The sequence below is a fragment of the Paraburkholderia sp. GV068 genome (assembly GCF_003058125.1).
Taxonomy (GTDB): domain Bacteria; phylum Pseudomonadota; class Gammaproteobacteria; order Burkholderiales; family Burkholderiaceae; genus Paraburkholderia; species Paraburkholderia graminis.
Map to the genome: position 1 here is coordinate 299,308 of NZ_QBUB01000003.1, position 13,328 is coordinate 312,635.

At 61.5% G+C, this 13,328-nt stretch carries 13 protein-coding genes; 1 reads left to right on the forward strand and 12 read right to left on the reverse strand.

Annotated elements, in window-relative coordinates; translation table 11 throughout:
• Positions 1-566: 566 nt before the first annotated feature.
• The 4 genes from C8K18_RS08940 to C8K18_RS08955 form a co-directional block, all read right to left on the reverse strand.
• Positions 567-1,904, reverse strand: a complete 1,338-nt coding sequence (locus tag C8K18_RS08940) for a dicarboxylate/amino acid:cation symporter (RefSeq protein ID WP_107707261.1) — start codon at positions 1,902-1,904, stop codon at positions 567-569.
• A gap of 109 nt (positions 1,905-2,013) precedes the next feature.
• Positions 2,014-2,628 carry a 3-isopropylmalate dehydratase small subunit gene (gene leuD / locus C8K18_RS08945; RefSeq protein WP_107707262.1) on the reverse strand — a complete coding sequence of 205 codons (615 nt, stop codon included), beginning with the start codon at positions 2,626-2,628 and terminating at the stop codon, positions 2,014-2,016.
• Complete coding sequence (leuC, locus tag C8K18_RS08950) at positions 2,625-4,043, reverse strand: 3-isopropylmalate dehydratase large subunit (protein ID WP_107707263.1); 1,419 nt, start codon at positions 4,041-4,043, stop codon at positions 2,625-2,627. Before leuC ends, leuD begins: the two co-directional genes overlap by 4 nt.
• 3 nt (positions 4,044-4,046) lie before the next feature.
• The gene (locus tag C8K18_RS08955) at positions 4,047-4,925 is read right to left on the reverse strand and encodes an alpha/beta fold hydrolase (RefSeq protein ID WP_107707264.1); all 879 of its coding nucleotides are present in this window, start codon (positions 4,923-4,925) and stop codon (positions 4,047-4,049) included.
• Positions 4,926-5,041: 116 nt separating this feature from the next.
• Between C8K18_RS08955 and C8K18_RS08960 the strand changes: the two genes are divergently transcribed.
• Positions 5,042-5,944 carry a LysR family transcriptional regulator gene (locus tag C8K18_RS08960; protein ID WP_107707265.1) on the forward strand — a complete coding sequence of 301 codons (903 nt, stop codon included), beginning with the start codon at positions 5,042-5,044 and terminating at the stop codon, positions 5,942-5,944.
• Between the two features lie 51 nt (positions 5,945-5,995).
• Here C8K18_RS08960 and dhaK read toward each other — a convergent pair whose 3' ends face one another.
• From dhaK to C8K18_RS09000, 8 genes are all read right to left on the reverse strand, one after another.
• Complete coding sequence (gene dhaK, locus C8K18_RS08965; protein WP_107707366.1) at positions 5,996-6,985, reverse strand: dihydroxyacetone kinase subunit DhaK; 990 nt, start codon at positions 6,983-6,985, stop codon at positions 5,996-5,998.
• Between the two features lie 14 nt (positions 6,986-6,999).
• On the reverse strand, positions 7,000-7,638 hold the full coding sequence (gene dhaL, locus C8K18_RS08970; RefSeq protein WP_107707266.1) for a dihydroxyacetone kinase subunit DhaL: 639 nt from the start codon (positions 7,636-7,638) through the stop codon (positions 7,000-7,002).
• Entirely contained in the window at positions 7,635-8,681 is a 1,047-nt protein-coding gene (locus C8K18_RS08975) for an ABC transporter ATP-binding protein (RefSeq protein ID WP_107707267.1), read from the reverse strand. The genes dhaL and C8K18_RS08975 overlap by 4 nt, the downstream gene beginning before the upstream one ends.
• Entirely contained in the window at positions 8,674-9,777 is a 1,104-nt protein-coding gene (locus C8K18_RS08980; protein ID WP_107707268.1) for an ABC transporter ATP-binding protein, read from the reverse strand. The genes C8K18_RS08975 and C8K18_RS08980 overlap by 8 nt, the downstream gene beginning before the upstream one ends.
• A gap of 3 nt (positions 9,778-9,780) precedes the next feature.
• Positions 9,781-9,975 carry a hypothetical protein gene (locus C8K18_RS08985; protein WP_006047772.1) on the reverse strand — a complete coding sequence of 65 codons (195 nt, stop codon included), beginning with the start codon at positions 9,973-9,975 and terminating at the stop codon, positions 9,781-9,783.
• Positions 9,972-10,925: a carbohydrate ABC transporter permease gene (locus C8K18_RS08990; protein WP_006047773.1), complete on the reverse strand. Its 954-nt coding sequence runs from the start codon at positions 10,923-10,925 to the stop codon at positions 9,972-9,974. The genes C8K18_RS08985 and C8K18_RS08990 overlap by 4 nt, the downstream gene beginning before the upstream one ends.
• A complete protein-coding gene (locus tag C8K18_RS08995; RefSeq protein ID WP_006047774.1) occupies positions 10,922-11,878 on the reverse strand; it encodes a carbohydrate ABC transporter permease in 957 nt (318 codons plus the stop codon). Before C8K18_RS08995 ends, C8K18_RS08990 begins: the two co-directional genes overlap by 4 nt.
• 71 nt (positions 11,879-11,949) lie before the next feature.
• On the reverse strand, positions 11,950-13,278 hold the full coding sequence (locus C8K18_RS09000; RefSeq protein ID WP_107707269.1) for an ABC transporter substrate-binding protein: 1,329 nt from the start codon (positions 13,276-13,278) through the stop codon (positions 11,950-11,952).
• Between the last annotated feature and the right edge of the window lie 50 nt (positions 13,279-13,328).

The window sequence follows — 13,328 nt, forward strand, 5'->3', positions numbered from 1 at the left end:
CAACAGACGTTCAGCAACAGAGTGCGGAGGACCGTTCTTGGCCGACTGTACTCGTTTGTCGCCGGCACCAGATTCGGGTCAACGGCGGACGAACCAAACCGACCCACAAGCGCCGCTGGTATTTTTTCGGAGCGGACGTTCGACACGGCGAGTCAGCCGTTTAGCTCATGGCGCCAGTAGTGATTTCGACCAATGAAGTCAAATGCTTCTGGCCACGAGGGTTCGTGGTCCGCCTCTACGTGAAACGTCACGCCGCCCGAAAAACAAAGGCAAAGTACGAAAGCATCTGTCCGTGTGACAGTGGTCACGGACCTACCAATCAATTCGACGAGCGTGTCGCAGAACCCTGCTGCCCCTGCCGAATCAGATTTTCTCCATCTGCAACTGTAGTCTTCCCTTATCTCACCACTCGCTATCCGGAGACGGACACGGAAAGTGTCCACGATCCAGGCGTTGGCGTGGATTGACCGGACGTGCCCCAACCCAAAAGCTCCACCAACGCCCACCCGCCACCCGCACCTCGACGCGACCATCCCTTGTCGCCCCGAAGCGCTCACCACATCAACTCATTTGTCGATAACAGGTTTGCGATCCAAAGCGGCCGTCGTTCTGACCACCGCTGACCGCGAACCGCCTTCCTCCTGCTTTCCACCGCCTAACGCCGTCTCGAGCTTCTTTCGATCGAGTCCGCCTTCCCACGCCGACACCACGATCGCCGCCACCCCATTGCCGACGATATTGGTCAAAGCCCGGCATTCGGACATGAAGCGGTCGATGCCGAGGATCAGCACCATCGCGCTCACGGGAACCGTCGGCACGACCGACAGGCTCGCGGCGAGCGTGATGAAGCCCGCGCCGGTTACGCCGGTCGATCCCTTCGAGGTCAACATGGTGACGAGGAGCAAGGTGATTTCCTGCGCGAACGACAAGTGCGTGTTGGTCGCCTGCGCGAGGAACAGCACGGCGAGCGTCATGTAGATGTTGGTGCCGTCGAGGTTGAACGAGTAACCGGTCGGCACGACGAGCCCGACGACGCCGCGCGGGCAGCCCAGCCGTTCCAGCTTGTCCATCAGTTGCGGCAAGGCCGCTTCCGACGTCGAGGTGCCGAGCACGATCAGCAATTCGTCGCGGATGTAGGCGAGAAAGCGCCACAGACTAAAGCCGCACAAGCGCGCGACGATGCCGAGCCCGACCGCCACGAACAGAAATGCGGTGAGATAAAAAGCGCCGATGAGCTTGAGCATCGGCACCAGCGAGACGATGCCGTATCGGCCGATCGTGAAGGCCATCGCGCCGAAGGCGCCGATCGGCGCAAGACTGGTGACCATCCGCACAATGCGAAAGAACGCTTTCGAAAGTGTCTCGACCAGTTGCGTGACCGGCGCGGCGGGCGCACCCATCAGCGCGAGCGCGGTGCCGAACAGCATCGCGATCAGCAGCACGGGAAGGATATCGCCCTGAACCAGCGCGCCGAGAAACGTCTCCGGGATCACATGCGCGATAAATCCGGTGATGCCCTCGCCATGCGCCGCCTGCGCCGCATAACCCGACACGGCGCGCGCGTCGAGCGTGGACGGATCGACATTGAAGCCCGCGCCGGGCGCGAGCACGTGCGCGGCAAGCAAGCCGATCGCCAGCGCGAACGTGGATGCGGCTTCGAAATAGAGCAACGCCTTGCCGCCGACGCGTCCGACCTTCTTCATGTCCTGCATGCCCGCGATGCCGGTTACGACTGTGCAAAAGATCACCGGGCCGATGATCATGCGCACGAGCTTGATGAACAGATCGCCAAGCGGCTTAAGCGCGACCGCCGTTTGCGGCGCGAAATGTCCGAGCAGCACCCCTGCGGCGATGGCCGCGAGCACCTGAACATAGAGAATCTGGTAGATCGGCTTGCGTTTCATGTGTCTCCTCCGTTTTCGAGGCAAAGGGACGCCCTTCCCTTCTTCGATCGGAGGGGAATCGGCGGGTTTGAAACAAGGAAAGCCGCCGCGTCGCGCGGCGGATGGGTGCTTACATCACCTGCGCCCAGGGATGCCTGGCGAAATGCCGCTGTTCGAAGGCTTCGATCGCGGCGAGCGAGTCGAGCGTCAGATCGACGGTATCCATGCCTTCGATCACCATGCGCTTGTGGCGCGCGCCGATCGCATAATCGAACCGGTTGCCCGAGCCTGATGTCACCGTTTGCCGTTCGAGATCGATCGACAACAGAGTGCCAGGCGTTTCGCTTGCCTCGCGCGTCAGGGCATCGATCGCGTCGCGCTCCAGTTGCACGAGCAACAGGCGGTTGTTCATCGCGTTCGAATAGAAAATCTCCGCGAAGCTCGGCGCAATCACCGCCTGAAAACCGTATTGCTGCAAGCCCCACACCGCATGCTCGCGGCTCGATCCGCAGCCGAAGTTCGCACCGCCGATCAGCACGGTCGCGTTCGCGTACGCGCGCTGGTTGAACACGCAGTCGTCGCGCGGCGCGCCGCGCTCGTCGAAGCGCAGGTCGTACAGCAGACCGTCGGCGAGACCCGCTTTGTCGATGATGCGCAGGAACTGCTTCGGCATGATCTGGTCGGTGTCGAGGTTGTCGATGGGCAGCGGCGCGGCGCTGCCGCGAATGGTCGTGAGTCGGGTCATGATGTGTGCGCCTCCAGCGTGCGGACGTCGGTGATGCAGCCGGTCAGCGCGGCGGCCGCTGCCATCGCCGGGCTCATCAGATGCGTGCGGCCGCCGCGTCCCTGACGGCCTTCGAAATTGCGGTTGGTGGTGGATGCGCAGCGCTCTCCGGCGTCTAGCACGTCGTCGTTCATCGCGAGGCACATCGAGCAGCCCGGCTCGCGCCACTCGAAGCCCGCATCGATCAGTGTCCGCGCGATGCCTTCCTGTTCGGCGGCCCGCCGCACGCTGCCCGACCCCGGCACGACCATCGCGCGCACGCCGGGCGCAACCTGCTTGCCGCGCACGATGCCGGCCACGATGCGCAAATCTTCGATGCGTCCGTTGGTACACGAGCCGATGAACACGCGGTCGACGCGCGTGCCGGCAATCGGCCGCCCGGCGGCAAGTCCCATGTAGTCCAGCGCGCGGCGCAGCGATGCGGCGGCCTCGGGCGTCGCTTGCGCGGCCTCGGCGGGAATCGGCTGATCGATGGCGACGGCCTGATCGGGGCTCGTGCCCCAGGTGACGAACGGCGCAATGTCGCCCGCGTCGAAGCGATGCTCGGCGCCGAAACGCGCGTCGGCGTCGGAATGCAGGCCGCGCCAGTCCGCGAGCGCGGCTTGCCATGCCGCCTCGTCGAGCGACGGCGTGTGGGCGCGCACGTAGTCGAACGTGATCGCGTCCGGTGCGATTAGCGCGGCCCGCGCACCGGCTTCGACGGTCATGTTGCACAAGGTCATGCGCGCCTCGGCCGACAGCGATGCGATCGTCGAACCGGCAAATTCCACCGCGTAGCCGCGCGCGCCCTGTGCGCCGATCCTGCTGATGATCCAGATAACGAGATCCTTCGACGACGTGCCATAGGCAAGCGCGCCGTCGATGGTGATGCGCATGGTCTCTGCGAGCCGGTACACGAGCGTCTGCGTCGCCAGAACGTGCTCGACTTCCGACGTGCCGATGCCGAAGCCGAGCGCACCGAGTGCGCCGTATGTCGTGGTATGGCTGTCGCCGCACAGCACGACCATGCCCGGACGAATCAATCCGAGCTCCGGCGCGACGATATGTTCGATGCCTTGCAGCGGATCGTCGGCGGCGAGAAGCCGTATGCCGGCGCGTTTGCAGTTACGCGCCAGGTTCTGTGCCTGCAACAGCGACGCCGCATCGCGAATCACGCGCGGCGACTCCGCATGCGTCGGAATGATGTGGCTTACGACCGCGAGTTGCTGGCGCGGACGGCGCACCGCGCGGCCGCGGGCATCGAGCCCGCTGAACGCTTGCGGGCTGGTGTACTCGTTCATCAGATGCAGATCGGCGTACAGCAGCACGTTGTGTTCGTCGATACGCGCTACGGTGTGCGAATCGACGAGCTTTCGGTAGAGGGTCTGGTCTGACATAACTTACTCGCTGAGAAAAGGCAGCACGCGCTCGAGCAGCCGCTGTGGCGCTTCTTCGGGAATGTAGTGGCCGCAAGGCAGGGCCTCGCCCTGCACGTCCGGCGCGTACGCCCGCCACTCGGCAAGCGGATCGAAGCATTGCTCGATCACACCCTGCGCGCCCCACAACGCCATGAATGGGCAGTCAATCCGCTGTTGCGAGGCCAGCGTCGCGCGATCGTGTTCAAGGTCGATCGTCACGCTCGCGCGATAGTCTTCGCAGATGCCGTGCGCCGTCGCCGGATCGGATAGGCAGCGCAGATATTCCGCGTAAGCCGCCGGCGTGAACGGCGCGAGGCCGGCGCTGCGCGCGCCGATGGTCTGCTTCAGATAGAGATCGGGGTTGGCGCGGATCAGCGTCTCAGGAAACGGCGCGGGGCGCACCAGCATGAACCAGTGCCAGTAGGCGCGCGCGAAATCGAACGAGGTCTGTTCGTACATGGCGAGCGTGGGCGCGACATCGAGCGTCACCAGGCGCGTCACGACTTGCGGATGATCGAGCGCCATGCGCGCCGCGACCCGCCCGCCGCGATCGTGACCGATCACCGCGAAGCTCTCGTGGCCGAGACCGCGCATCAGTTCGATCTGATCGAGCGCCATGCGCCGCTTCGCATAGTTGGCGTGAGCCGGGTCGCCGGGCGGCTTGCCGCTGTCGCCGTAACCGCGCAGGTCCGCCGCCACCACCGTGAAACGCTCCGCCAGCGCGGGCGCGACTTTATGCCAGATCGCGTGCGTTTGTGGATGCCCGTGCAAGAGCAAAAGCGCGGGACCGCGCCCGCCCTGAATTGCATGAATGCGCACGCGATCGACGGTTGCCGATGCGTCGCTGAAGCCTTCGAACATGGTTGTCTCCTGATCGCAATCCGAGTCTAATTGATGACTCATGCGATTTGGTTTCCTGAAAAGCATTCCGGTAGTAACCCACAGGAACGAATCGACCGAACAAAACGGAGCTCGGGATGGATAGTTTTTCGGATCTGAATCTGTTCGCGCTCGTGGCGCGGCATCGCAATCTGGCGGCGGCCGCGCGCGAGTTGGGCGTGACGCCACCGGCGGTCAGCAAACGGCTGGCGCAACTGGAACGGCGCCTCGGCGTGCGGCTGATGAATCGCACGACGCGGAGGCTGAGCCTCACGCCCGAAGGCGAGCTTTATCTGGCGAACGGCTCGCGCATTCTGGACGAGTTGTCGGAACTGGAGCATCTCGTGATGCAGAGCCGGGGCGAGCCTACCGGCCTGCTGCGCGTGAACGCTTCGTTTGGATTTGGGCGGGCCCGCATCGCGCCGGCGGTATCGGAATTCGTCACGCGTTATCCCGCGATAAAAATCCTGCTGCATCTGACGGACCGTCCGATGAGTCTTCAGGACGAAGGTTTCGATCTCGGCATTCGCTTCGGCGAAGTGCCGGATGCGCGCATCAACGCGCGGCTCCTGCTCGAAAACCGGCGCATGGTGTGCGCATCGCCCGGCTATGTGGCGCGGCATGGCCGACCGTCCGTGCCGCACGATCTGACGCGGCACGCCTGCATCGTCTTGCGCGAGAACGAATCGGCCTACGGCACGTGGCATTTTTCGCGCGGCAAACGCTCGGAAACGGTCAAGGTCGACGGCGCCCTATCCAGCAACGACGGCGGTGTCGTCCTGCATTGGGCGCTCGAAGGCCGCGGGATTGTCGTGCGTTCGCAGTGGGAAGTGGAACGGCATCTGGCGCGCGGCGAACTCGTGACGCTGCTGGACGACTGGGCGCTACCGGATGCCAATATTCACGCGATCTATCTGGAGCGCAATCAGCTCTCGGTCAGGCTCAGGGCCTTTGTCGACTTTCTCGGCGAGTTTCTGCGCAGGCCGGGCGGCTTGATGTAGCTACGTCGAGAAGGAAAGCCGCACCGAAACCATTCTCGCACTCAGCGTGCCCTACATCCCCCAACGCAACGACGGCGTATGAACCGGGCTGTCCCAGTGGCGTGTCATTTCCTCGTCCAGCATACATAACGTAATCGACGCGCCCGCCATCTCGAGCGAAGTCGTCAGCGCACCCACCTGGGCCCGGCCAACCTTCAGGTCGCGTTGCTCAAGCCATGCACGCGTCGAGTTAAAGAGCAGGTAAAGCTCGCCAAGCGGTGTTCCGCCGAGGCCGTTGATGAGCACCAGCAATTCAGCGCCGGGTTGAGGCGCGAGGTCATCGACGATCGCTTTGAGCAGTTCTCCCGCAATCGCATCGGCGCCTGCGAACTTTGCGCGGCGCCGGCCCGGCTCGCCGTGAATGCCCACACCCACTTCGATTTCGTCATCGCCGATCTTGAACGTCAGCGTTCCCGCGGCCGGCACGGTGCAACTGCTGAACGCAACACCCATCGAAGCGGTGCGCTTGTTGATCCGGTCACCGAACGCCTTGCACTGTTCAAGGTCGGCGCCGCTTTCGGCCATGCTGCCCACCAGCTTCTCAACGATCACTGCGCCAGCCACACCACGCCGCCCGGTGGTGTAACTGGAGTTTTCGACTGCCACATCATCGTTGATCAGCACCATCGCGTTCGGGATCTCCGACATCTCCGATGCCATTTCGAAATTCATCAGGTCACCGGAATAATTCTTCACGATGAATAGCACACCCGCACCGGTGTCGACAGCATCGGCAGCGGCCATCATCTGATCCGGCGTAGGAGATGTGAAGACCTGGCCGGGGCAGGCTGCGTCGAGCATTCCATAGCCCACAAAACCGGAGTGCAACGGCTCATGCCCAGAACCGCCACCCGATATCAATGCCACTTTGCCTGGTTTGAGCGTCTTGCGTCGCACGTACACAGGCTCGTTGTTGAGTACGACCAGGTCGCTATGCGCGGATGCAAACCCCGCCAGACTTTCGGCGAGGAAATCGTCGACGTGGTTGATGAATTTTTTCACGGTCTGGCCTCCTTTCACACCGGGTTGCGCGCCAGATGCGCGCATACGGCTGTAATCATGATCTGACTGGAACGCGCACCAGGGTCGATATGACCGCGCGAGCGTTCGCCCAGAAACGATGCCCGCCCTTTGGTCGCGAGCATATCGCGGGTGGCGAGCATGTTCTGCTCGGCCACCTGCGGCAATTCATCCAGCACCGCTTTTCGCAACGTAAGTGATTCGACGGCCGCAAGCTCTTTAAAGCGCTCGGCAACGGGAATCAGCACGTCCATCATCGTCTTGCTGCCTGCGCCCGTCTTACCCCGCTGCGCGACCGCTTCGACGCCCGCCGCAAACATGAGGGCGGTGCCCGCAACATCCAGCGGAGTGTTCGCCGATGCTTTCGCCATCCCGTGCAGCAACGAAAAGAACAGCGGCCCGGATGATCCGCCGACCGTCGACAGCACCTTGTTCGCCGCGAGTTCCAACGCGGCCCCAAACGTTTTCCCTTCGATGTCCGCACGCAAGGCAAGCAACGCCTCCATGCCGCGCAGCAGATTGAAGATGTGATCGCCATCGCCGATCTGCTGGTCGAGCACGGCTATTTCGTCCGTGTGTTCCTTGAGCGCTGCATACGCGGCGTCGATACACTCCATGACCGTTTTGCCGTTCATGTCGGGATCCTCCTGCCGTCTGCACGGAAATATAAGAGGCTGCGTGCGGGCAGCGACACGCCCACGGACTGCCCCGGGCTGAAATTGCGTTCGACCATCGTGGTCGCCACAACCACGGTTCCTGCATGCTCCAGAATCAACAGATGACGCAGCGGCGAGTACTCGAGCACCTTCAGGTCGAGTGCGTCGCGTGCAGGATGGGCGCCGGGTGCATCGCGCGCGTTGCCCTCGTGCAGCAGCACGTCTTCAGGACGAATCGCCACGGTTGCCGTACCGGTCGGCACCGCTGCCGAATCGAACAGCGTTGGCGGCAACAGGTTGATCGGCGGCGAGCCGAGCCGCTGCGCCGCGCTCAATGAAACCGGATTACCGTAGACCTCGCGCGGTGTGCCGAGCTGCACCAGACGGCCGTGTTCAAGAATGCCGATGCGGTCGGCCAGTGTGGTGGCTTCCACCTGATCATGCGTGACATAGAGAATCGTCGCGCCAATCTTACGATGCAGCCGTTTCAACTCGATACGCAATTCCTCACGCAGTTTTGCATCGAGCGATGACAGCGGTTCGTCCATCAGAAAGACTTTCGGCTCGCGCACGAGCGCACGCCCAATCGCAACGCGCTGCATTTCGCCGCCCGACAAATGCGTTGCCATGTTGTCGAGCTTCGCCTCCATGTGCAGCATCTGCGCGACCGCATGCACCCGCGCGCGGACCTGTTCCTCGCTGCTGCGACGACGGGGCGAACGCAGCGGAAACGCGAGATTGCCAAACACACTCAGATGCGGATACAACGAGTATTGCTGAAAGATAAACGCGACATCGCGATCGGAAGGATGCACGCCGGTGGCGAGCGCGCCGTCGATCAGCACGTCGCCGGCATCGGGACCTTCCAGTCCTGCAATGAGGCGCAGCGTAGTGGTTTTGCCCGCGCCGCTCGGTCCGAGCAGCACGACGAATTCGCCGTCTTTCACGTCGATCGACAGGTCGTCCACCGCAACGATGTTGCCGAAGCGCTTCGATACATTGCGTAGCTGGACTTCAGCCATGACCGACTCCGTTGACAGAAAGCGTGGAAGCAGCGCCCGGCAGCAGGCGCTCAGTAGTGGCGTCATAAAGCAGCGTGCGTTCTTTCCGAAACGACAGACCGACGCTCGTGCCCGCGGCAACGCCATCGTCTTTGCTGACGCGCACGCGCACGACGCCGAGCGCCGTTTCAACCGCCAATACCTGATGCGAGCCGAGGTATTCGTCGGCGATCACCCGACCGCGCAGCGGCCCGTGCTCGTCGATCACGACGTGCTCCGGTCTGATTCCCAGCAATACGCGTGCGGCAGCGGCATCGCAACGCGGCACGCAAACCGGCGCGCCATGCAGACTCACCTGCTCCTGACCTGCGGTCACCGCTTCGTCGACGGGCAAGAAATTCATGGGCGGACTGCCGATGAAGTTGCCGACGAACACGGTCGCGGGGAAGTGATAGATCTCATGGGGCGAGCCCGCCTGCAACACTTCGCCCTGATTCATCACGACGATATCGTCCGCCATGGCCATCGCCTCACTCTGATCGTGTGTGACGTAGACCGTGGTGGCAGCAAGCGCGTTGTGCAGTTTGCGTAGTTCCAGGCACATCAGTTCACGAAAGTCCGCATCGAGCGTGCCGAGCGGTTCGTCCATCAGGAATGCTTTCGGTTGCCGCACGATTGCGCGGCCGAGCGCGACGCGTTGCCGGTCGCCACCGGACAGGCCACCGGTCTTACGATCGAGAATGTTCTCGATGCGCAGCATATGCGCCGCTGCATCGACCCGCGCGGCAATCTCGCTGCGTGACACGTGTTCGTTCTTCAGCGGAAACGCGATGTTATTGCGCACCGTCATGTGTGGATACAGCGCAAACATCTGGAACACGAAAGCAATGTCGCGTTGCCGGGCGCGCAACGCAGTGACATCCTCACCGTCGATCAGGATCTGTCCGGAAGTCGGCAGCTCGAGCCCCGCGATCATTCGCAGCGTTGTGGTCTTGCCGCAGCCTGACGGTCCGAGCAGCACGACGAAGCGTCCGGCGCCGATGGTCAGGCTGGTGTCGCGCACCGCGACAAAATCGTCGAAGCGCTTCTGAAGATGAGCGAGAACGATCGTGGACATGATTCAGTCTGGAAAATGGCTGGTGACGACGAACGCGAGCGCGCCCACCAGAAGCACCGGAAACGACCAGGTGAAGAGCGCCAGCGAAAACGGCTGCACGAGCATCGCCGCGCCCAAGCCGATCAGTACCGTCGATGCGCCCTCGCTGTACCTGCGACGTAACAGCCAGCGATGCGGAGCAATGTCTTCGCGTTTCATTTGCGCACGGCTCCGAAGGTGATGCCGCGTAACAGATGTTTGCGCAGCAGAACGGTGAAAAAGAGAATCGGCAGCACGAATAATGTCGTTGCAGCCGCAACGGCCGGCCAGTCCTGACCGCCTTCTCCGATGATGAATGGAATGAATGGCGGCATGGTCTGCGCATCGCCGCTTGTCAGCAGCGAAGCAAATGCGTATTCGTTCCATGCAAAGATCAGGCAGAAGATCGCTGTAGCGGCAATGCCCGTCGTCGCTTGCGGCAACACCACTTTCACGAAGGCCTGCAAACGCGTGTAGCCATCCACTAGCGCGGCTTCTTCATACTCGCGCGGGATCTCGTCCATGAAACCTTTAAGCAGCCACACCGCCAGCGAGACATTCACCGCCGTATACAGCACAATCATGCCGACATAGCTGTCGCTCAAACCGAGCGCGCGATACATCAGGTAGATCGGAATGGCGACGGCAATGGGCGGCATCATCCGTGTGGAAAGAATGAAGAACAGCAGATCGTCGGACAGCGGCACCTTGAAGCGCGAAAACGCGTATGCCGCGAGCGTGCCGAGAAATACCGCGAGAAACGTCGAGCCAAATCCAATGACAAGCGAATTCATGAAGCGCGGCACAACCTTCGAAGGTCCGGCGATCACCATGTTGCGCTTGCGCACCTCACGCTCATACCAGGTCCGCGCAGGCGGCAGGCTCGCAATGAACTCGGGTGTCTGCCGCGACCGGATCGTAAGCAGGTTCACATAGCCTTCCATGGAAGGCTGAAACAGCACGACGGGCGGATACGCTATCGCATCTTCCTGCGTCTTGAAGCTCGTCAGGAAGATCCAGACCATCGGTAACGTAGCTATCAGCGCATATGTGATAACGACCGCAGCCGCGAAGCGCCTGGCGCGCGGAGATGACGCCACCACGGAATGTTGTGTCGCAGTCGGTCTCATCGCTGTTTGATCCGGTTAAGTGCCTTCACGTAAATATTCGCCGCACCGAATACCGTCACGAACAGAATGATCGCGAGCGCGGACGAATAACCTGTCTGCCACTTTTCGAAGGCGGCGCGCTTGAGCGTGATCGATACCGTTTCGGTGACCGAGCCCGGGCCGCCCGATGTCAGCAGGTTGACCATATCGAACATCTTGAAGTTTTCGATGCCGCGAAACAGTACCGCGAGCATCAGGAACGGCATGGTCATAGGCAACGTGATCGACCAGAACTGACGCCACGGCGTCGCGCGGTCCACTTCCGCGGCTTCGTAGATATAGTCGGGAATCGAGCGCAGGCCCGCGAGGCAGATGAGCATGACGTACGGCGTCCACATCCACGTATCGACCATCACAATGGTCCAGGGCGCGAGCGCTACGTCGCCGATCATCTGGAACGACGCCGGCGCGATGCCGGTGAAGAAGCTGACGATATCGTTGAAAAGCCCCGTCTGCGGTTGCAGCAGGAACGTCCAGAAGTTGCCCACTACAGCAGGCGAAAGCATCATCGGCAGCAGGATGAGCGTGGTCCAGAAGCTATGTCCGCGGAACTGCCGGTTGATCAGCAAGGCAAGCCCGAATCCCAGCAGCACCTCCAGCCCGACCGACCAGAACACGAAACGCGCGGTCACCTGCATCGCGTACCAGATATCTTCGTCGGTCAGGATGTCGACATAATTGTCGATGCCGACAAAACGCGCCGGCACGCTCGGCATGTTCGACTTGAAGTTGGTGAACGACAGGCGAAGCGCCCAGATCAACGGAAAGATGTTGATCGCGAGAAGCAGCAGAATGGTCGGGAGGATGAAGAGCCACGCGATGGTCCGATCCGACAGTCCGCTTAACCGCTTCGCTATGCGCGTCGACGCTCCCGCTTCGAGACTCGTGGGAGAAAAAGGCTTATCTGCCAACATGCCTGGCTCCTTTAAGCGGACCGGAGACAGGCCGTTCGGCCGCCGCCGGTCCAGTCAAGCCCAGCTAAAAACTACTTTCCTTCTTGCTTGAAGACCTTGGTCCAGTCTTTCACCAGCAGATCCAGCGCATCTTTGGCCGTGCCTTTATCGGCCACGACGTAATCGTGCACACGCTTTTGCATGTCGAGCAACAGCTCCGCATAAGCCGGCTCTGCCCAGAAGTCTTTGACGATCGCCATCGACTTCAGGAACGCGGGTGCGAACGGCGCGCTATTCGGAAAGTCCGGTGCGTCCACCACTGATTTAGCTGCCGAATAGCCACCCAGTTGCCACCATTTCTTCTGCACGTCGGGTTGCGCGAACCACTTGATATATTCGAGCGCGTCTTCTTTATGGTCCGAGTACGAGACGACCGAGATGCCCTGCCCGCCCAACTGAGTGTATTGCTTCGTCTCACGCGGATTCACGAAGAAGCCGATCTTCTCGCCACCGACATTCGGGTCTTTATAAAGCCCTGGGAAGAACGCAAACCAGTTCATCTGCATTGCCACCTGACCCGACTTGAACGCGTCGAGCCCCTCCTGCATGTAGGCGTTGGTCATGCCTGGCGCCGTGCAGCACTTATAGAGCGCCTTGTAGTACTCGAGCCCCTTCACCGCGCCTGGCGAGTTCACGAAGCCGTCGAGGTGATAGGGCTTCTTGGGATCCTGATACTCGAAGCCGAAGTTGTATAAGGCATTGGTCGCGCCCATCGTGATTCCCTCGGAGCCGCGCTCCGTGAAGATATACACGCCATAGACCGTCTTGCCGTCGATCTTTCGACCCTGGAAGAATTGCGCAGTCTGCTTGAGTTCCTCGAGCGTAGTGGGCGGCGCAAGCTCACGGTTGTACTTCTGCTTGAATTCCGCGCGAAGTTCCGGGCGCGCAAACCAGTCCTTGCGGTACGTCCATCCGACCGCGTCAGCCATCGCAGGTAAAGCCCAATAGTTCGGCGTATTCTTTGGCCACTCCGAATATCCCACCACCGTTGCAGGCACGAAGTCGTTCATGGAAATCTTGTTCTTCGTGAAGAAGTCGTTGAGCTTCACGTAATGTCCATTGACCGCCGCGCCGCCAATCCACTGACTGTCGCCAATGATGAGATCGCACAGCTTGCCGTGCGAATTGAGTTCATTGATGAAGCGGTCAGCGTAACTGGTCCACGGTACGAACTCGAACTTCATCTTGATGCCGGTCTTCGTCGTGAAATCCTTCGACAATTCGACCAGTGCATTGGCGGGATCCCATGCCGCCCAGCAGAGTGTCAACTGCTTGTCCTGTGCCTGCGCGCCCGTTGCAGTGCCGAGCCCCAGCGATATGAGGGTTGCCGCCACTACCCTCGCTGACGTTAGACGTACCATGTCTCTTCTCCTTGTCTTTCTCGCGTCTCCAACCTCATGACATTCAGCGC